Annotated in this window: 19 protein-coding genes; 13 read left to right on the forward strand and 6 right to left on the reverse strand. The window is 59.4% G+C overall.

The window, feature by feature from the left end; genetic code table 11:
* Positions 1 to 213: 213 nt before the first annotated feature.
* Genes AC5JQH_RS07655 through AC5JQH_RS07665 form a run of 3 tightly spaced genes read left to right on the forward strand, consistent with a single transcriptional unit; the run spans position 214 to position 2,715 of the window.
* Positions 214 to 1,272: an aminoglycoside phosphotransferase family protein gene (locus AC5JQH_RS07655; RefSeq protein WP_493791175.1), complete on the forward strand. Its 1,059-nt coding sequence runs from the start codon at positions 214 to 216 to the stop codon at positions 1,270 to 1,272.
* Positions 1,269 to 1,967, forward strand: coding sequence for an N-acetylmuramate alpha-1-phosphate uridylyltransferase MurU (gene murU / locus AC5JQH_RS07660; protein WP_014578482.1), 699 nt, complete (start codon positions 1,269 to 1,271; stop codon positions 1,965 to 1,967). Before AC5JQH_RS07655 ends, murU begins: the two co-directional genes overlap by 4 nt.
* On the forward strand, positions 1,954 to 2,715 hold the full coding sequence (locus tag AC5JQH_RS07665) for a DnaJ domain-containing protein (RefSeq protein WP_483111599.1): 762 nt from the start codon (positions 1,954 to 1,956) through the stop codon (positions 2,713 to 2,715). Before murU ends, AC5JQH_RS07665 begins: the two co-directional genes overlap by 14 nt.
* Here AC5JQH_RS07665 and AC5JQH_RS07670 read toward each other — a convergent pair.
* Positions 2,712 to 3,668: a DUF3530 family protein gene (locus AC5JQH_RS07670; RefSeq protein WP_273045897.1), complete on the reverse strand. Its 957-nt coding sequence runs from the start codon at positions 3,666 to 3,668 to the stop codon at positions 2,712 to 2,714. The genes AC5JQH_RS07665 and AC5JQH_RS07670 overlap by 4 nt on opposite strands.
* Positions 3,669 to 3,785: 117 nt before the next feature.
* Here AC5JQH_RS07670 and rpe point away from each other — a divergent pair, with 117 nt between their 5' ends.
* The 6 genes from rpe to trpC all read left to right on the forward strand — a co-directional run bounded on the left by rpe (position 3,786) and on the right by trpC (position 9,504).
* Positions 3,786 to 4,472 carry a ribulose-phosphate 3-epimerase gene (gene rpe / locus AC5JQH_RS07675; RefSeq protein WP_008173385.1) on the forward strand — a complete coding sequence of 229 codons (687 nt, stop codon included), beginning with the start codon at positions 3,786 to 3,788 and terminating at the stop codon, positions 4,470 to 4,472.
* The gene (locus AC5JQH_RS07680) at positions 4,469 to 5,158 is read left to right on the forward strand and encodes a phosphoglycolate phosphatase (RefSeq protein WP_008173387.1); all 690 of its coding nucleotides are present in this window, start codon (positions 4,469 to 4,471) and stop codon (positions 5,156 to 5,158) included. The genes rpe and AC5JQH_RS07680 overlap by 4 nt, the downstream gene beginning before the upstream one ends.
* A gap of 232 nt (positions 5,159 to 5,390) precedes the next feature.
* A complete protein-coding gene (gene trpE / locus AC5JQH_RS07685) occupies positions 5,391 to 6,878 on the forward strand; it encodes an anthranilate synthase component I (protein WP_039882005.1) in 1,488 nt (495 codons plus the stop codon).
* A 16-nt stretch (positions 6,879 to 6,894) separates the two neighbouring features.
* On the forward strand, positions 6,895 to 7,476 hold the full coding sequence (locus AC5JQH_RS07690; protein WP_008173393.1) for an aminodeoxychorismate/anthranilate synthase component II: 582 nt from the start codon (positions 6,895 to 6,897) through the stop codon (positions 7,474 to 7,476).
* Positions 7,477 to 7,487: 11 nt separating this feature from the next.
* Positions 7,488 to 8,516, forward strand: coding sequence for an anthranilate phosphoribosyltransferase (gene trpD / locus AC5JQH_RS07695; RefSeq protein ID WP_008173396.1), 1,029 nt, complete (start codon positions 7,488 to 7,490; stop codon positions 8,514 to 8,516).
* Between the two features lie 166 nt (positions 8,517 to 8,682).
* Positions 8,683 to 9,504, forward strand: coding sequence for an indole-3-glycerol phosphate synthase TrpC (trpC, locus tag AC5JQH_RS07700; RefSeq protein ID WP_493805448.1), 822 nt, complete (start codon positions 8,683 to 8,685; stop codon positions 9,502 to 9,504).
* A gap of 134 nt (positions 9,505 to 9,638) precedes the next feature.
* Here the strand turns inward: trpC and AC5JQH_RS07705 are convergent, their stop codons facing one another.
* The 4 genes from AC5JQH_RS07705 to AC5JQH_RS07720 form a co-directional block, all read right to left on the reverse strand.
* The gene (locus AC5JQH_RS07705; protein WP_493805449.1) at positions 9,639 to 10,256 is read right to left on the reverse strand and encodes a DUF4202 domain-containing protein; all 618 of its coding nucleotides are present in this window, start codon (positions 10,254 to 10,256) and stop codon (positions 9,639 to 9,641) included.
* A gap of 36 nt (positions 10,257 to 10,292) precedes the next feature.
* Positions 10,293 to 10,910: a glutathione S-transferase family protein gene (locus AC5JQH_RS07710; protein WP_474545921.1), complete on the reverse strand. Its 618-nt coding sequence runs from the start codon at positions 10,908 to 10,910 to the stop codon at positions 10,293 to 10,295.
* 91 nt (positions 10,911 to 11,001) lie between these two features.
* On the reverse strand, positions 11,002 to 11,736 hold the full coding sequence (locus AC5JQH_RS07715; RefSeq protein ID WP_008173405.1) for an alpha/beta fold hydrolase: 735 nt from the start codon (positions 11,734 to 11,736) through the stop codon (positions 11,002 to 11,004).
* Between the two features lie 41 nt (positions 11,737 to 11,777).
* Entirely contained in the window at positions 11,778 to 12,878 is a 1,101-nt protein-coding gene (locus tag AC5JQH_RS07720; protein ID WP_493805450.1) for a M14 family zinc carboxypeptidase, read from the reverse strand.
* A 299-nt stretch (positions 12,879 to 13,177) separates the two neighbouring features.
* Between AC5JQH_RS07720 and AC5JQH_RS07725 the strand changes: the two genes are divergently transcribed.
* The 4 genes from AC5JQH_RS07725 (at position 13,178) to AC5JQH_RS07740 (ending at position 17,270) form a co-directional block, all read left to right on the forward strand.
* On the forward strand, positions 13,178 to 14,143 hold the full coding sequence (locus AC5JQH_RS07725; protein ID WP_493791101.1) for an ABC transporter substrate-binding protein: 966 nt from the start codon (positions 13,178 to 13,180) through the stop codon (positions 14,141 to 14,143).
* Between the two features lie 97 nt (positions 14,144 to 14,240).
* Positions 14,241 to 15,275 carry an ABC transporter permease gene (locus AC5JQH_RS07730; protein ID WP_008173411.1) on the forward strand — a complete coding sequence of 345 codons (1,035 nt, stop codon included), beginning with the start codon at positions 14,241 to 14,243 and terminating at the stop codon, positions 15,273 to 15,275.
* Between the two features lie 11 nt (positions 15,276 to 15,286).
* Positions 15,287 to 16,345: a quaternary amine ABC transporter ATP-binding protein gene (locus tag AC5JQH_RS07735; RefSeq protein WP_008173413.1), complete on the forward strand. Its 1,059-nt coding sequence runs from the start codon at positions 15,287 to 15,289 to the stop codon at positions 16,343 to 16,345.
* 82 nt (positions 16,346 to 16,427) lie between these two features.
* A complete protein-coding gene (locus AC5JQH_RS07740) occupies positions 16,428 to 17,270 on the forward strand; it encodes a substrate-binding periplasmic protein (protein ID WP_008173414.1) in 843 nt (280 codons plus the stop codon).
* On the opposite strand, the gene AC5JQH_RS07745 is transcribed toward AC5JQH_RS07740, so the two are convergent.
* A complete protein-coding gene (locus AC5JQH_RS07745; protein ID WP_227497823.1) occupies positions 17,246 to 18,220 on the reverse strand; it encodes an META domain-containing protein in 975 nt (324 codons plus the stop codon). The genes AC5JQH_RS07740 and AC5JQH_RS07745 overlap by 25 nt on opposite strands.
* Positions 18,221 to 18,305 lie beyond the last annotated feature (85 nt).

Raw genomic sequence — 18,305 nt, forward strand, 5'->3', positions numbered from 1 at the left:
CGGCGATTGCAGTGGGCGTTCTGGACATGGCACAGTGGCTGAATCCTGTTCCGGGTGAATATGAGGACGGGCAAGGTTAACAGCGGCCTAGTTTACACGTGCACTCCGGGGTTGTTAACGGAAACTCCGCTGCAAAACCGATTTACCCTCTTTATACTCGTCTGCTAACTTTCGCTGTCAGCGACAACTTTTTTCAGGATCGCAACCCGAACTATGGATACCCGCCTGCAGTTGCTGACCAACTGGGTCAGACAATTTCCCGGCTTCGAACAGTGCGAAGCCGAACCGGTTTCCGGCGATGCCAGTTTTCGCCGTTATTTCCGGGTCTGGCAGCACGCAAATCCGACGACCGCTACCGGGGACGGTGCACCGTTTATCGTGATGGATGCGCCCCCGGAACATGAAGACTGCGAGCCCTTCGTGGCCATCGCCCGGCACTGGCACCGCCAAGGTATTGCGGTGCCGGACATTGTGCAGGCTGATCTGAAGCAGGGCTTCCTGCTACTGGAGGATTTTGGCGACCAGCTGATGCTTGGCCGACTGAACACCGAGTCCGCAGACCAGCTCTACAGGAACGCCCTGCAAGAGCTGACCCTGATCGCGAGCCAGACTTCCCCCAGTGATTACCCGCTACCGCCTTACGATGCCACCCTGCTTGAGCGGGAAATGGCGCTGTTCCCGGACTGGCTTCTGGAGAGGCATCTGGGCATGAACCTGGAAAACAGCGAGCGGGCCCTGCTGGACACGACCTTTTCCATGCTGCGGGAAAGCGCCCTGGCGCAACCGGAAGTGACGGTCCACCGGGACTACCATTCCCGAAACCTGCTGGTTCGCCAAGACCAACCTCGCCCGGGTGTCATCGATTTCCAGGATGCGGTTACTGGGCCCGTCACTTACGATGTGGTCTCGCTGCTGAAAGACTGCTACATCCAATGGCCAGAGAAGCGCATCTGCAAATGGCTGGAAGACTACCGCCAGAGCAGCCTCGAGGCTGGCCTGCACCGTGCGGACCCGGAGACCTTCCGCCAGTGGTTTGAACTGATGGGCATGCAGCGGCACCTGAAAGCTGCCGGCATTTTTGCCCGGCTATCGATCCGCGATAGCAAGCACGGCTATCTCAAGGACATTCCCCGAACCGTTCAGTACCTGATCGTTGCCAGCGGTCGACAGCCAGCCCTGCGTCACTTCCACGAATGGCTGAGCGATACGGTTATGCCCCGGATCGAGACGAGGATCGGCCCGGCCCCGGGTCAGGAGCACCTGTCCCAGTGAAGGCCATGATTCTTGCTGCCGGCAAAGGTGAACGCATGCGGCCACTGACGCTGGCCACACCAAAGCCCCTGTTAAGGGCCGCTGGCAAGCCTCTGATCACCTATCATCTGGAGCACCTGCGGCGGGCGGGAATCCGTGAGGTGGTGATCAATCATGCCTGGCTGGGCGACCAGATTGAGGAAACCCTGGGAAACGGCGAAGGGTTCGGGCTATCCATTCAATATTCCCGGGAAGGCGAGCCGCTGGAAACCGCCGGTGGCATCGTGCGCGCTCTGCCTCTGCTTGCCGGTGACAAATCTGACTGGTTTCTGGCGATCAACGGCGATATCTGGAGCGATTTCGACCTTTCTGGACTGACACCGCCGCCTGACGCAGACGCCCTGCTGGTGGTCACCAGCAATCCGCCACACCATCCCGAAGGTGACTTTCACCTCACTGACCAGGGAGTACTCCATAGTGATGGCCCGGACAAGCTGACCTTCACCGGCATTAGCCTGTTACACCGGCGCCTGTTCGAGGGGCTGAGCGATCAGGCGGGGAAACTGGGGCCGGTGCTTCGCGATGCCATGAGCAGAGGCCGGGTAAAGGGTCTTTTCCATCCCGGACAGTGGGTGGACGTCGGCACCCCGGAACGCCTGCAGGCGCTCGACCGGCAACTGGGCTCCAAGGAACCTGAAAGTCATGGCAGGCGATAACAGACAACCGGCACTGCCGCCCCGAATGGAAGCCGAATTTTCCAGCTTGATGCGGGAACTCTCGGCCTGTGGTCACCAGGCCCCCACTCTGATTGAGCGCGCCCGCCTTCCCCACTGGTGCCGACATTCCCTGTTTTTCTTCCTCGGCTATATCGCCAAGGCAGACGGACGCGTCACCGAAGCCGACATCGGTTATGCCGAGTCGCTGATCAAGGCCATGAGGCTGTCCAGACGCCAGCGCAGGCGAGCCATTGGCTGGTTCCAGCAGGGCAAGTCGGCCGGGCAGCTGCCGTTCATCCGCGGGCTGGCCATGCGACTTTCCCGCCGTCTCTGGCCCGCTCCCGCGTTGAAAACCGCCATCTGTCTCTGCCACGCCAGCCAGCTTAACGGCCGCCCCGGCAAACCCAGACGTTATCGCTGCGAGGACGCCATTGACCAGATTGGTCTGCCAGTAAGCATCAGCGAGGACATTTTCGACAGTTATGCCAGCAAGGTCTGGACCCGGCACAGCGAGAACCTTTCCAGACCCACCAGCTATCAGCAGGCCTGTGAACTTCTAGGCGTTACCCGCCGGGATTCCCTGGAAGTGATCAAACGGGCCTACCGCAAGAAGATATCCGAGTGCCACCCGGACAAGCTTGCCCAACAGCAGGTCAGTGACCGCGACCGAAGCCTGGCCAAGGAACGCCTGCTCCACTACCAACAGGCCTGGGAACTGATAAAGCGCCACAACACGCTCCGTCCCTAACGCTCGCGGGATTCCAGCCAGGCGGCAACACGACTGGCCACGCCATCGCCCAGAGTCTCAGGCGCAGGGCTGATCCAGGCAATCGGTTGTCGCTCAAAGCCGCTCATTCCGGCGCGCCGCAACTGCATGCCAATACTCCAGCCCGATTGATCATCAGCCGTCCCTTGTGGATACAGCTCCAACAAATCAGTGCCGAGCGACTCCAGACGGTCCGGCAGACCTGACCGGTCAACGGGATAAAACTGTGGCACCACCCAGATCAGGGCAGAGGCATCGGCGCCATCCAGTACCCGGTTGGTCACATGGATACTGGCTCGCCCGACACCAAGAACTGCCGGAGCTTCATAGCCCCGCTCAACCAGCAGGGCCAGCCCTGCCTGCAGCATCTGGTTGATGCGGCTTCTGTAGCGCGCCTCAAGATCATCGGCGCTCTCGGATGAGGCCATGACATCGATCATGACTGAATCTGATGCCCCCTCCTCACCTGCGCCTGCTTCAGCCGCCGGCGGCTCCATCACGGGTCGCATCAGGAACTCATTCAGAACCGGAGAGGGCGACTCCAGACCAAGCGTCAGCACGGCCCAGCCCCGGGAAGCCAGCCCCGCTGCCAGTGAGCCGGTTACCCCGGAAGCGGCAGTTTCACCTTCTTCCGACAGAACCAGCACCGCACCGCGAGCCGGCAACCTGGCTTCCGGGTAGAACAGGCCCAGCGCCCTATCACCCTCCTCAAGCTCCAGCCATACCGCTGATTCGGGAAAACGCTGGATCAGGGAGCGTTCGCCGGTGCCTGTCCAGATCAGGGCCCGACTCGCAGACTCTGACGCCTCGACGCCTTCGGCCTCACCGGCCGTCCCGCTCTCTTCCTGCCCGAGGGTGATGGACGGTGCGACACACATCAGCGCCAGGACAAAAAACCAGAACACGCCGGGCCGGTAAATCTCGAATCTCTGCACAGATACTGATCCTTTGACTGCGAAAAAACGCCACTGAGCTGTTAGACTAGCAGCCATCCTGAATGTGCGGCAGGGACCGCTGACCAAGCCATTATCCATTGTTGTGAGAGAGCCGTCATGAACCCTTACCTGATTGCCCCATCCATCCTGTCCGCCGATTTTGCCCGTCTTGGCGAGGAAGTCGATAACGTGCTGGCCGCCGGCGCCGACGTGGTGCACTTCGATGTGATGGACAATCACTACGTACCCAACCTCACCATTGGCCCCATGGTCTGCGAGGCGCTGCGCAAGCACGGCGTGACCGCCCCCATCGATGTGCACCTGATGGTGTCGCCGGTGGACGACCTCATCCGTATGTTTATCGACGCCGGGGCCAGTTACATTACCTTCCACCCGGAAGCGACCAACCACATTGATCGCTCACTGCAGCTGATCCGCGACGGTGGCTGCCAGGCGGGCCTGGTGTTCAACCCGGCCACGCCGCTGCATTATATGGATCATGTGATGGACAAACTGGACATGGTGCTGATGATGTCGGTAAACCCCGGCTTCGGTGGCCAGAAGTTCATTCCCGGCACGCTCGACAAACTCCGGGAGGCCCGCAAGCGCATCGATGCCAGTAACTACAATATCCGCCTGGAAATCGACGGTGGCGTGAAGACCGAGAACATCCGGGAAATCGCCGAGGCCGGTGCCGACACCTTCGTGGCGGGATCTGCCATCTTTAACACCGACGACTATAAAACCACCATTGATGCCATGCGCGAAGAACTGGAGCAGGCCCGCAGGGTGATCAGCCAATGAGCCTGGCAGGGCTGTTCAATCCACGCTGGCCGGGGATTGCCCTGTTTGATCTCGACGGCACCCTGGTGGACAGTGCACCGGATCTGGCGGCCGCCGTGGACCAGATGCTGGCGCATCTTGGGCGCTCACCAGCAGGCATTGACCGGGTACGGAACTGGGTAGGCAATGGCGCCAGCGTTCTGGTGCGCCGGGCCCTGGCCGGCCAGGTGGACTGGGAACCGGCGCGACCAAAAGACGAGGCCCTGTTCAAGGATGCCCTGGCGATTTTCTATCACGCCTACGGCACGCTCAACGGACAGCATTCGGTAGTCTACGCCGGAGTCGAGGCCTGTCTCACGCACCTGAAGAACCAGGGCTGCCGGCTGGGCATCGTCACCAACAAGCCGGAACAGTTTGTGGCACCGCTGCTTGAGCAAATGGGACTGGATCACTGGTTCGACCTGACCGTGGGTGGTGACACCCTGCCGGTCAAGAAACCGGACCCCGCTCCCCTGCTTCATGCCATGGAAACCCTGGGGGGCACCCGCGGAACCACAGTCATGGTAGGCGACTCCGCAGCGGATATTAACGCGGCGCTGGCCGCGGGCATTCCCTGTGTGGCGGTGCGGTACGGGTATAACTACGGGCCTGCGGTGGATACTCTGGGCGCCGACGCGGTTGTTGATTCGCTGGCCGAGCTTTTGTAATCTCACAAGGAACTTACATTGAGCACTTCTTTACGGGAGATTCCTGCCGTGCAGGGACTGAATCTGACTGCAGCGCGAGGCATCCTGACAACCCGCGCAACACGATGGTGGCGATGGCGCACCGGCTGAGCAAGCCCGGAGGCTGACTGGCGTCTGCTGGTCGAGCCCGCAGCACCTGATGGAAGCACAGGCTTTCATCCACAATGCAGATCAGATTTCAGGAAACCGTACCATGACACCCGAGCAATTCACCGAGCTCGCCGACGCCGGCTTTAACCGTATCCCTGTGTATCGTGAGGTACTGGCCGACCTCGACACGCCCCTGAGCACCTACCTCAAACTCGCCAGCGGACCCTATTCCTACCTGTTCGAATCCGTTCAGGGCGGAGAGAAATGGGGCCGGTATTCGATCATCGGCCTGCCCAGTCACGAAGTACTGAAGGTCTTCGACCACCGGGTGGAGATCAGCCGCGGCGGCGAGGTTGTTGAGACCGAGGAAGTGGACGATCCGCTCACCTTTGTCGAAGCCTATCAGAAACGCTTCCATGCACCGGATCTGGATGAGCTGCCCCGCTTTAATGGCGGCCTGGTGGGCTACTTCGGCTACGACACCGTGCGCTACATCGAAAAACGGCTGCGCAAGAGCTGTCCGCCGGACAAAATCGGCACGCCGGACATCCTGCTGATGGTGTCCAACGAGATCGTGGTATTCGACAACCTGCGGGGCAAGCTGCATCTGATTGTCCATGCCGATCCGGCCATTGAGGGCGCCTTCGAAAAGGCGCAGAGCCGCATTGATCAGCTGGAAAACCATCTGCACAGGCAGACCGCTGACGCGCCCCGCACCCCAGAACACCTGCGCGGAAAAGCCGTGGACGAGAGCGACTTTATTTCCGGCTTTACCCAGGACAAATTCGAAGCCGCGGTAGACAAGATCAAGGGCTACGTGCTCGACGGCGATGTCATGCAGACGGTGATATCACAGCGCATGTCGATTCCCTTCGAGGCGCCACCGCTGAACCTGTATCGCTCGCTCAGGGTACTGAATCCTTCCCCTTACATGTATTTCCTGGATTTGGGTGACTTCCACATCGTGGGCTCCTCCCCGGAAATCCTGGCCCGGGTGGAAGACGAGGAAGTGACGGTTCGGCCGATCGCCGGCACCCGCAAGCGCGGCGCCACCGATGCCGAGGACAAGGCGCTGGAAGCAGAACTGCTGGCTGATCCGAAAGAAATTGCCGAGCATCTGATGCTGATCGACCTGGGCCGTAACGATGCCGGCCGGGTGTCGGAAACCGGCACGGTCCGGCTGACCGACAAGATGATCGTGGAGCGCTACTCCCACGTGATGCATATCGTCTCCAACGTGACCGGCCGGCTGAAAGACAACACCAGCTGCCTGGACGTGCTGCGCGCCACCCTGCCCGCCGGCACCCTTAGCGGTGCGCCCAAGATCCGGGCCATGGAGATTATCGACGAACTGGAGCCGGTCAAGCGTGGGGTCTACGGAGGCGCCGTGGGCTATCTGTCGTTCAACGGCAACATGGACACAGCCATTGCCATCCGTACCGCCGTGATCAAGGACAACACCCTGCATATCCAGGCAGGCGCCGGCGTGGTGGCCGATTCGGTGCCCCGCCTCGAGTGGAAGGAAACCATGAACAAGGGCCGCGCCATTTTCCGCGCGGTGGCCATGACCTACAACGATTTCGACCACTGAGGCGGAGGAACAGATTATGTTGCTGATGATCGATAACTACGATTCCTTCACCTACAACGTGGTGCAGTATCTGGCCGAACTGGGTGCCGACGTGCAGGTGCACCGCAACGATGAAATTACCATCGAACAGATTGAAGCCCTGAACCCGGAGCGGCTGGTGATTTCCCCCGGCCCCTGCACCCCGAACGAGGCTGGCATCTCCATGGCGGCCATCCGGCATTTCGCCGGCAAGGTTCCGATCCTGGGCATTTGCCTGGGCCATCAAGCAATTGGCCAGGTCTACGGTGGTGACGTCATCCGCGCCGGCCGGGTCATGCATGGCAAGGTGTCCCCGGTATTCCACAAGGACACTGGCGTGTTCCGGGGCCTGAGCAACCCGCTGCAGGCGACCCGCTACCACAGCCTGGTGATCGACAAGGCCACCCTGCCCGACTGCCTGGAAGTGACCGCCTGGACCCGCAACGACGACGGTTCCATCGAGGAAATCATGGGGGTTCGCCACAAGACCCTGCCCATCGAAGGCGTGCAGTTCCATCCGGAGTCTATTATGACGGAACAGGGCCACGAGCTGCTGCGCAACTTTCTGAGAACACAATAAGAGGCCGACACATGGACATGAAAGAAGCTCTCAACCGCATTGCCTCCAACCTGGACCTTTCCCGGGAGGAAATGAAGGACGTGATGCGTATCGTCATGAACGGCGAGGCCACGGACGCCCAGATCGGCGCTTTTCTCATGGGGTTGCGTCTGAAGAGCGAAACCATTGACGAAATCACCGGCGCCACCGAGGTTATGCGCGAACTGGCCACCAAGGTTACGGTCAAGGCCGAACCCCTGGTGGACATCGTCGGCACCGGCGGCGATGGCGCCAACCTGTTCAACGTGTCTTCCGCCGCCTCCTTCGTGGTGGCAGCAGCCGGCGGCTTTGTGGCCAAGCACGGCAACCGGGCAGTTTCCTCAAAGAGCGGCAGTGCCGACCTGTTGGAAAAGCTGGGCATCAATCTGAGCATGAAACCGGAAGAGGTGGCCCGCTGCGTCGAGGAAATTGGTGTCGGCTTCATGTTCGCTCCGGCCCACCACGGTGCCATGAAACATGCCATCGGCCCCCGCAAGGAGCTGGGCTGCCGGACCATTTTCAACATCCTGGGCCCGATGACCAACCCGGCGGGCGTTAAACGCCAATTGGTGGGCGTGTTCAACCGGGAGCTGTGTCGCCCGATGGCGGAGGTGCTGCATCGCCTTGGGGCCGAGCACATCATGGTCGTTTGCTCCAAAGACGGCCTGGACGAAATCAGTCTTGCCAGCGCGACCCATGTAGCCGAACTGAAGAACGGCGAAGTCACCGAGTACGACATCACCCCCGAGGATCTCGGCATCAAGAGCCAGGCTCTGGTGGGCCTGACCGTGGACACCGCCGACGATTCCTTAAAGCTGATCAAGGCAGCCTTCGGTCGTGGCCACGATGAAATGGCCGAGAAAGCCCGGGACCTGATTGCCCTCAATGCTGGCGCAGCGATCTATGTCGCTGGTTTGGCCAAGACGCCGAAAGAAGGTGTGGATATGGCCCTCGACGCCATGGGCTCTGGCCTCGCTGCCGGCAAGATGTCGGAGCTGGCTGATTTTTCCCAGTGCTTTTGATCGGATAAGCCTGCCGGATTTCGGCAGGACGACCCGGTGGGGCAGGGCTTTCCAAAACACGCCCGTGAATACGTCCCTGTAGGGCTTGGCTGCAGCCATCCATGGCTGCAGACAGTTTTGGAAAGCCCTGCCCCACCGGCTCTCGCTAACTACTTGCAGGCCGCTAATGACTGAACGACATTTGGACAAGACTCCCACCATTCTTCGCAAGATCGTTGACCGTAAGTGGGAAGAAATTGACGAGCGGAAACCGAGGATTTCGGTTGCTGACCTGAAGGCAATGGCGGGAGATCAAGCACCCGCACGTGGTTTTGCCAACGCACTTCGGCAGCGGATTGAGCAACAGAAACCTGCTGTTATCGCGGAGATCAAGAAAGCCTCACCGAGCAAGGGCATCCTGCGGGATCCGTTCGAGCCGGCCGTCATTGCCGAGAGTTACGAGAACGGCGGCGCGGCCTGCTTGTCCGTGCTTACCGACCGCGATTTCTTCCAGGGCCACGAGGACTACCTGGTCGCCGCCCGCAATGCCTGCAGTCTGCCGGTGATCCGCAAGGACTTCATGGTCGCGCCCTACCAGGTCTACGAAAGCCGGGCCATCGGCGCCGACTGCATCCTTCTGATCGCCGCCTGCCTGACCAAAGACCAGATGCAAGAGCTGGAAGGTATTGCCCATGAAATCGGTCTGGATGTGTTGGTCGAAGTGCACGATGGTGAGGAACTGGATGATGCGTTGACGCTGACGACGCCTCTGGTCGGCATCAACAACCGGAACCTGCATACCTTTGATGTGTCGTTGGAAACCACGTTTGATCTGCACGAGCGGATCTCACAGGACCGACTAACCATTACGGAAAGTGGCATCATGACCCGCAATGACGTCGAGGCCATGACCAACCGTGGGATCTACGGTTTCCTGGTCGGTGAGTCGTTCATGCGGGCGGAAGAGCCTGGTTCGAAATTGAGGGAGCTGTTTTTCCCCGCAGGCTGACTCCTTCAGATGGGGCGAGTCGGCGGGTGGAGCTTTCCAAAATCGTGCGGAGCCAGGGATGGCGGAGCCGAGCGTACAAGGATGTATTCACAGCGTATTTTGGAAAGCTCCACCCGCCGATTCGCATGCTCCCATCAGACATCAGGCTCCGCCAAAGCCTCCTGCAACAACTCCAACAAGTGCGCCGGCATCCCCTCTGCCAGCTTGAGTGCCGCCTCGTGCCCACGGGGCGACATCTTGCCCCAGGTCCGGCGCACTATGCGTAGCCACTTCTCCCGATCGTAGTCCGCTTTTTCCTCATAGAAATCTGCGAAATATCGTTCCAGGAAGACCATGCAGGCCACGTCCTCCAGCAGTTGAGTGTCGGCATCCTGCCTCAGTTCGCGCTTGGTCAGGATGGTCTCCACCCGATCGCACTCCTCCTTCGGGTAGCCACAATCCGCCATGATTTCTGCAGCACGCCGGCCATGTATACGGCCACAGGCCTGACGCCACTGGTAATAGGCTTTACGACCTTCCGGATAGTCCTTCCGCGGCATCGTCCACCGCTCAATGTGCTGGGCGCGGCAGGCGATCTGCATGCGTTCGAAAGGGTCGGATTCAAGCTCGAACAGCCAGCGGGTCATGTGCAGGCTGTAGGCATACTCCTTTGGCAGAAGTTCATCACCGACCCGCTCCTGGTTCGGGTCGGCCTTATTCGCCGCGTCAATCGCAGCCAATGCGCATTGGAGGCTTGAATCCGTTGTGGTCATTAACGTTTCTCTTCCAGTTCCAGGGTAGCCCGGACCTCAGGCCTGGGCCGAAGGACGGGCCTTGATGCGGTCGTACCAGGCCTGCAGATTGGCCTGCTCAGGTTTGATCCGGATGCCCACCACCCGCGCGAATGCCACTGTTGTGAAAGCGTTGATATCGGCGGCCGTAAAGCGGTCGCAGCAGATGTATTCCTTGCCTTCGAGCTGCTTGTCGAGGAAGTGCATGAACTTCTCAACGCTCTTGCCGCATTCCTCACCCCACTCCTTGATCGGGTTCATCCGGTCCTTGAAATAGCCGGTGGTGTGCTGAAAACACATGCCAGTGGGCATGAAGAAGAACAGCTCGATCCACCGGAGCCACTGCTCAAGCTGGGCTTTTTCAAGCGGGGTGTCGCCCATCAGGGTCGGCGTGTCCGGGTAGCTCTCTTCGAAATAGCGGCAGATTGCCATGGTCTCGGCAATACAGGTGCCGTCATCCAGTTCCATCACAGGCACTTTCTTCATCGGATTTCGGGCGACAAATTCAGGTGTCAGGTTTTCACCCTTCTGCAGGTCAATCTCGATGAATTCGGCCTTGTCCAACAGGCCTTTCTCGGCCATGAACATGCGCACGCGGCGGGGGTTAGGGGCGGTTTTGGTTTCGAAGATTTTCATTATTATCGGCTCCGTTCCTGATCAATGGCGGCTTTGACGGTTCAAAACGAGAAGACTGACCGGAAAGAAGAGTTGCGTCAAGCAACCGGCGTTACCGGGGCAGCCAGTTGCGGATCTGCTGGATAATCCACTCCGGATCGTCCAGTGGAAGGTCATGGCCAGCATCCGGGTGCAGTTTCATGGTCCATTGCCAGCGCTGCTCCAGCGTGGAACTGCAGCGCCAGTGAACGATGCGATCGCCGCGGCTGGCGAGAATCAGGGCATCTGGCACAGGACGCTTTTCACCGGGTTTGTAGCGGGCGGCAGCCGCCAACTGGTTGATCGCATTGCGGGTACTGACGGGGCGTTGTCGTTGTATGCTGTACCACTGTTTTGCCAGTGACAGAGGCACCTCACGGTTAGACGTGAGCCGGAGAATATCCCGCTCACGGTCAAACAACTCCTGACGGGCCAGCAGCCGCAGAATTCGCGGCCAGACCCCAGGCCGCATGCGTTTCCAGGGCGGGCTGAAGCCGGAACTGGTATTGATCAGGACCAGATTCTGGATCTGACCATCCGCAGCCTGCTGGGCCCAGTCCAGGGCCACCATACCGCCCATGGAAAGTGCCAAGATGCTGAAAGGACCGGGGATATGGCTAACGTGCCTGGAGACAGCTTCCCGAATCGCCGCTACCGTTGCCGGACTGTCTTCTCGATATCGCACGCCCGTCCCGGGCAGGTCGACCAGATGGAACTGGTGCTCGGGAAATGCCTCCCCAAGGCGAGCCGGGAAGCTGCCCCAGTGGGCGTGTTCCCGAGTCAGACCCCGCAACAGAATCCAGTGCATACGATAGTTCCGATTGATGGATGCCAGGGCCGGCTGGATCGCTAGAGAGTATCGCGATACCAGTGCATGATCGCGGCTTCTTTCAGCATGGACTCCTCATCCCGAGCCGGCAACCAGTTTTCGTGGCTGGCGGCGGCGTTAATCAGGAAGTCCATCCAGGTCAGATGGCTGCGCAGGACCCGCTTGTGCCGGTGCGGAACCAGGGGATTGAAAAAGCCGTCGAGTCTCAGCAACTGACGGGGCCGCTTGCGAATCCAGCGCCAGGAGCCCATCTCCAGGGTCAGGGGCAGGAAAACACCGGCATTTTCGCGATTGACCTGTTTGTAGAAGTAATCCCACAAGTCGCCATGGGTGAGATAGTGGCGGGACTGGGGCTCGAAACGGTAGTCGTGATTTGGGTATGACTGCTCCCAGATAAGCTTCAGCGCCATAACCGATGCGACTCGACGCATGGGTCGACGCCGGTAGGCGTAGGGAAACCAGATCTGGTCCTGCATCCCGAATCCGGAATGGCAGTCCAGTGCCACACTGAACGGCCGCCCCGGCAGCAGCTGTTTTATGACCGCCTCAAGAGCCAGGTTTTCGGGCTCCATGCCCTGTTCAGGGTCGCCGGTGTACCACGGCAATCGGGGTGAAATTCTCTGGCCGCCGAGCAGGAATGCGCTACGTTCCTGGGCCTGGATCGGCGCATTGCGCATCAGGTCCACGCCGTTGGGATTACTGCGCTGATTCAGGTACATACCGCCCGGGTTAAGGATTGGCAAAAGGGTAATTCGAACCTTCTGCAACAACCCCAGCAAATGTTCGTCCCAGGTCACTCTGGCGAGTAGCGACTTCAGCCAGGCCATCACCACCTGGCTGCCAATACGCTCCAGCCCGTGTACGCCCCCCACAATCAGCACCGCCGGCACATCCGGCCGGGCTGAGCCGATGTCGACCTGATAGACGGGCAGCGACAAATCCTTCATGACTACCCGCTCAACCACCCGGGTGGTCGCCACTTCCGGCGCTTCAGCCAGCAGGCGTTCAAGGCCGACCATTTCCGGCAGGAAGGTGCGCAACAGCCGACGCTGGCGGCCGTCTCGGCCGGCCTGTTCCTGGGTAATCGACGTGTGGGGCGTCAGGTCGCGCAGCTCTGTCATGGCATACTCCGGTATCAGATTCGTGGAGTGTAACCGCTGATTGCTACAGCTTATTGACAGCTTCTCAGACGCATAATGTGTCTAGTGTAAAGACGGATTTGGAATACGCCCTTGTAACTGAGCTGAGGATCGTTATCCTTGTTAATAGGTATTAACCGAGACTTTTGATTTGTTCGACCACAACAGCGACCAAAACCCAGCTGTTTTCCCGATCCTTTTGGATCGCCGCCTTCGTGTATCGACATTAACACCGACACCACCCTCCAAGAATCACAAACCCTGAAAAAGGAGAAGTGACTATGCGAAAGCTTAAGTCTGCTGCATTACTCTGCGCGCTATCGGTTCCCGTCGCGGCCCAGGCCGATTGCGGCGAGGTATCCATTACCGAAATGAACTGGGCGTCCAACACGGTCGTCACCAACGTGGCCACCTTCATCATGGAGCAGGGTTACGGCTGCGACGTCACCATCGTTCCTTCCGATACCGTTCCGGCGGTAACTTCCGTTGCCGAAAACGGTGAGCCTGACATCGTCACCGAGCTGTGGCTGAACTCTGCGGGCGAGGCCTACCTGCGCCTGGAAGAACAGGGTAAGGTGGAACGCCTTGGCAAGGTTCTGGATCCGGGCGGCGTTGAAGGCTGGTGGATTCCCACCTACCTCGCGGAAGAGCATCCGGAGCTGAAGACCATCGAGGGCATCATGGCTAATCCTGAGCTCGTTGGCGGCACCTTCAACAACTGCCCGGATGGCTGGGGCTGTCGTGTCGTGAGTGACAACCTGATTCGCGCCCTGGATCTGGAAGAGTCCGGCCTTGACGTATTCAACCATGGCTCCGGTGAGACCTTGGCGTCGTCCATGGCGTCTGCTGTCCAGAACAAAGAGCCCTGGTTCGGCTACTACTGGGGTCCGACCGTCCCGCTCGGCAAGTACGACATGACCCGGGTTGATCTCGGCGACATCAAGCCGGACGTGCACCAGAAAAACCAGACGCCGGATGTCGACAATCCGGGCGTATCCGACTTCCCGGCGGCAACGGTTCTGACGTCGATCACTACCAGCTTCAAAGAGCGCGAGCCGGAAGTGGCCGAGATGCTCAGCAAGCTGACGTTCAAGACCGAGACCATGAGCAGCATCCTGGCCTGGATGGATTCCAACAACGCGTCAGGCGAAGAAGCTGCGGTTTACTACCTCACCAATAACAGCGATGAGTGGTCAACCTGGCTGAACGACTCTGCAAGAGAGCGGCTGGCCAACGTTCTTAACTGATCGACCTGCCCCGCCCGGGACACGCTCAATCGGTGTCCCGGGCCGTTTTCCGAAAACCGTTCTGATTCCAGACGTGCGCAGGAGAGACTGACCGCCCATGGCAACCTACGATTCCCTTTTTTCATCGCTCGGCCTTGAGCAATGGTGCTCGGAAGGCAAAAGCAGCGGCCCCATGTCGATGGCCGACCTGCTGAATAAAACCAAGGGAGAGAGCGCCGAACCGGCCTCTATATGGGAACTCCCGTTTCCGTCCATGGACGCCCTGAACGAATCCTGCTCCGCCTTCCCCCAGTCCCGGGAACTTACCAAGGGCCTGGAACAGGGATTTCTGGCAATAAAGGACAGCCTGAGTCTGGTTCTCGATCCATTGACCCAGCCTCTTAGCTGGTTCCTGGATGGCGCACTTTACGCCATGCTGAACACGCCCTGGTGGATCGTGATTCCACTGTTACTGGCGGTTGTTTACGTGGTCACCAAATCCTGGAAACTGATGCTCTTTGTAGGCGGCAGTATCGTGCTACTGGCCTTCATCGACCATTACGATTACGCCATGCAAACACTGGCGATCATTTTTGTATGTGCCTTCCTCTGTGTCTTGCTGGGGGTACCCATAGGCATCGCCATGGCACGCAGCAATTCCCTGCAACGGATGATCATACCGGTGCTGGACATGCTGCAGACGCTGCCACCTTTTGTGTATCTGATCCCGCTTATCTTCCTGTTCAGTGTTACCGAATCGAAGCTGTACGGCATCGCCATCATCCTCTACGCGATTGTTCCTGTGATCCGGCTGACGAACCTGGGCATCCGGCTGGTAGACAAGGACGTGATTGAGGCCGCAGACGCCTTTGGCATGACGCCCCGACAGAAACTCTACAAGGTGCAGATCCCGTTGGCGCTGCCCAACATCATGGCAGGGGTTAACCAGACCATCATGATGAGTCTTGCAATGGTTGTTATCGCATCCCTGGTTTCCGCGCCCGGGCTTGGCGTTCTGGTCCTGCGGGGCATCCGTAATCTGGAACTGGGTGTTGGCCTGGTATCCGGCCTTGGCATCGTGATCCTGGCGGTTATTCTCGACAGGGTAACCAAGGCGTCCCTGGCACGAATTAACGTCTCCCAGAAGCAGTGAGGAAAGCCCCCATGGCAAAAGACATCAAGATTTCGATCCGGAACCTTTACAAGATCTTCGGCCCGACCCCGGATGTTGCCCTGGAGTATGTTCGCAAGGGCATGGGCAAAGCCGATCTGCTGGAGCAGCAGCGACACGTACTCGGTCTGCGTGATATCAACGTGGACATCCACGATGGCGAGATCACGGTCATCATGGGCCTTTCCGGCTCCGGAAAGTCCACACTCATCCGGCACCTGAACCGACTGATCGACCCCACGGCCGGCGAAATCCGTGTCGATGGCGAAGACATCATGAGCTACAGCGAAGAGCAGCTGCGAAAGCTTCGCCGCGAGCGGATGTCGATGGTGTTCCAGAAGTTTGCCCTGCTGCCCCACAAAACCGTGCTCGAGAACGCCGGCATGGCCAAGGACATTCGCGGCTATACGACATCGGACTTTGAGGCCGACGCCCGAAAATGGCTCGCGCGGGTTGGTCTGGAGGGTAACGAATACCAGTATCCACACCAGCTGTCCGGTGGCATGCAACAGCGGGTGGGCATCGCCCGAGCCCTGGTGTCCGACGCCCCGATCATGTTGATGGACGAAGCTTTCTCGGCACTGGATCCGCTGATTCGGTCCGATATGCAGGACCTGTTGCTGGAGCTCCAGGAAGAACTGCAGAAAACCATCGTGTTCATCACCCATGATCTTGATGAGGCCTTGAAACTGGCCGACCACCTGGTCATCCTGAAAGATGGCGAAGTAGTGCAGCAGGGAGATCCCCAGGAAATCCTGCTCAATCCCGGCGATCCCTACATCGTCGACTTCATCAGCGATATCAATCGGGCACGGGTGCTGAGGGTACGATCGGTCATGAGTCCCCCGGATGACGGTGACTCCACGTTCGCCGGTGACATCTCGGAAAAGGACAACCTTGAAACGGTACTGCTGAAATCCGACGGGGATATGTCTCTGAATTTCCGGGTAGTCCGGGACGATCAGCACGTGGGCACCCTGCACATGAAAGACCTCGCCCGGGCGCTGGTGCCGACCGCCGCGTCGGCTGACAGGAACAAAACCGCAGCCTAGGGGCTTTTAGCCATTACAAAACCGCGACCAGGGTCTATGCTTCAGGGAGAGCCGACGTCATCGGCATCCCGGTTTTATCACCATGGCAAAAACCCTGGTTCTTTCCATCGCGCTCTTTCTTGCCGCCTGCTCGCAGCCAGAGGACCCGCCACCGCTGGTTCCTGAAACAGCGGCAAAGGCAACGAAGACCGCTCCCGCTGCGCCGGCTCCCACAGAGCCGCGCCAAAGCGTTGTCATTGCCGCTGATCCCTGGTGTCCTCACAATTGTATAGCCGGCTCCGAGCACGAAGGCTATATGATAGATATTGCCAGGGAGGCGTTTGGCCTCTACGGTATCAATGTCGAGTACGTGAACATGAGCTGGGCGCGGGCCCTGCAACAGGCCCGGGACGGGTATATTGATGCGGTTGTCGGAGCCCTTCCGGGGGATGCGCCGGACTTCGTGTTTCCGGACGCCGCTACTGGTTACTCGACGATCGCGCTCTACACCCACCCTGACAACACCTGGCAGTACGCTGGCATCGACTCACTCAGCCAATCCAAGCTGCTGGCGATCAACGGCTACGCTTACTCACCGGAACTGGACAGCTATATCGAGAAGTACCAGGACGATCCAGAGCGGGTCTGGGTGCTGTCCGGGCCGGCACCACTGAGCCGGGCAATCGAACTCCTGCACCAGCAGCGCTCTGACGTATTCCCGGAAGACCGCTATGTGATGCAGTGGCAACTGGAGCAGGAGAACAACACGGAAAGCCTGCGAATGGCCGCGGTGATCCACGAGTCGCCGATCTACGTTGCATTTTCACCGATCGGCCGTGATTCCGCCCAGCTCGCAGCGCTCCTGTCAGAGGGAGCGAGAGCCCTGCAAAGCAGTGGGCGGGTGGCAGAGATCCTGACGCGCTATGGACTGTCGTGGTCAGACTGAAACGCCCGGATAGACTCACCGCCCGGTGTCGACAACAGCAGTTGGCCCTGCTGCCCGATCCGCACTGAATTCACCTGGTCCAGCAGGTTCAGAAACCGCTCCTCCTGATTCATCAGCGCGGGCGCACAGGCCATCCGTGTTGATGCCAGTGGGCCTATAGCCATGCCCTCTCCCCTGAGTTCATAGGTGCCAGTGTATCGGTTGCAAGACGCCCTGCCCGCGATCCGATTGCCCTCAAGAAACTCGATCGTGATCCGGGACCGATCGATGATGCCTGCGCCCGCAAGATCCTCAACAACCCAGATTGCGCCCCGTAACAGACGCTGGCGATCACCACCACATCCCCTGAACTCATCATCACCGACCTGCAGGCGCACCTGCGCGGGATATTGAGCCCTGGACATGCTGTCGTCACAGAGCTGACGGGCGACTGTCAGGGTAATGGGGAGATCTGCCAGCGTCGCCACAAATGTCCGCCCATGCCGGTTGGCTGTTTTGACTTCAACCGGTACCCGACGGGTTCCCTGTTCCTCGAAAGGCCGTGTTATCAAGAGCTCACCGCCTTCGAGCGTCGCGTGCCAGAAAGGCTCATTCCCCCGCGCCTCAAACGGCATTTCCAGATCGCCAGGCTGCAAACACTCCGGATAGGTTTGCCCCTTCACTGTCAGGGTCGCTTTTTCACCCTTGCTCCAGAACCGCGTCTGCTCGTCGCCGGGGGTTACGTACAATGCGCCCGAGGCACTTACCTCCGGCTTGAGCAGAATACGTCGATCCAGATAGTCGATGCTGATCAGATCGCTGTCGTCGGTGCCGGAGACGGAAATATCGAGTTGCCCGCAAGCATAGCTCGCGGAAACCGGCTGACTGGTTTTGGATAGAGAGGAGCAGGCGGAGATGGCAAGGCTCGCCGCAGTGACGACGGACAACATCAAAACTCGTCGTGAGTGCATGGTCAGTTCCCTTGTGAGCGTCTTTTCGGCCTACAGTTTAGAACCCAACGACCGATGAGGCCACCATGGGCATCAGATGGGACTT

This window comes from Marinobacter sp. H13, from assembly GCF_059072335.1.

Excerpts from the sequence above, each read along its gene's own strand:
- AC5JQH_RS07655 (WP_493791175.1), top strand. The coding sequence starts at position 214 with ATGGATACCCGCCTGCAGTTGCTGACCAACTGGGTCAGACAATTTCCC.
- AC5JQH_RS07665 (WP_483111599.1), top strand. The coding sequence starts at position 1,954 with ATGGCAGGCGATAACAGACAACCGGCACTGCCGCCCCGAATGGAAGCC.
- rpe (WP_008173385.1), top strand. The coding sequence starts at position 3,786 with ATGAACCCTTACCTGATTGCCCCATCCATCCTGTCCGCCGATTTTGCC.
- AC5JQH_RS07680 (WP_008173387.1), top strand. The coding sequence starts at position 4,469 with ATGAGCCTGGCAGGGCTGTTCAATCCACGCTGGCCGGGGATTGCCCTG.
- trpE (WP_039882005.1), top strand. The coding sequence starts at position 5,391 with ATGACACCCGAGCAATTCACCGAGCTCGCCGACGCCGGCTTTAACCGT.
- AC5JQH_RS07690 (WP_008173393.1), top strand. The coding sequence starts at position 6,895 with ATGTTGCTGATGATCGATAACTACGATTCCTTCACCTACAACGTGGTG.
- trpD (WP_008173396.1), top strand. The coding sequence starts at position 7,488 with ATGGACATGAAAGAAGCTCTCAACCGCATTGCCTCCAACCTGGACCTT.
- trpC (WP_493805448.1), top strand. The coding sequence starts at position 8,683 with ATGACTGAACGACATTTGGACAAGACTCCCACCATTCTTCGCAAGATC.
- AC5JQH_RS07705 (WP_493805449.1), bottom strand. The coding sequence starts at position 10,256 with ATGACCACAACGGATTCAAGCCTCCAATGCGCATTGGCTGCGATTGAC.
- AC5JQH_RS07710 (WP_474545921.1), bottom strand. The coding sequence starts at position 10,910 with ATGAAAATCTTCGAAACCAAAACCGCCCCTAACCCCCGCCGCGTGCGC.
- AC5JQH_RS07715 (WP_008173405.1), bottom strand. The coding sequence starts at position 11,736 with ATGCACTGGATTCTGTTGCGGGGTCTGACTCGGGAACACGCCCACTGG.
- AC5JQH_RS07720 (WP_493805450.1), bottom strand. The coding sequence starts at position 12,878 with ATGACAGAGCTGCGCGACCTGACGCCCCACACGTCGATTACCCAGGAA.
- AC5JQH_RS07725 (WP_493791101.1), top strand. The coding sequence starts at position 13,178 with ATGCGAAAGCTTAAGTCTGCTGCATTACTCTGCGCGCTATCGGTTCCC.
- AC5JQH_RS07730 (WP_008173411.1), top strand. The coding sequence starts at position 14,241 with ATGGCAACCTACGATTCCCTTTTTTCATCGCTCGGCCTTGAGCAATGG.
- AC5JQH_RS07735 (WP_008173413.1), top strand. The coding sequence starts at position 15,287 with ATGGCAAAAGACATCAAGATTTCGATCCGGAACCTTTACAAGATCTTC.
- AC5JQH_RS07740 (WP_008173414.1), top strand. The coding sequence starts at position 16,428 with ATGGCAAAAACCCTGGTTCTTTCCATCGCGCTCTTTCTTGCCGCCTGC.
- AC5JQH_RS07745 (WP_227497823.1), bottom strand. The coding sequence starts at position 18,220 with ATGCACTCACGACGAGTTTTGATGTTGTCCGTCGTCACTGCGGCGAGC.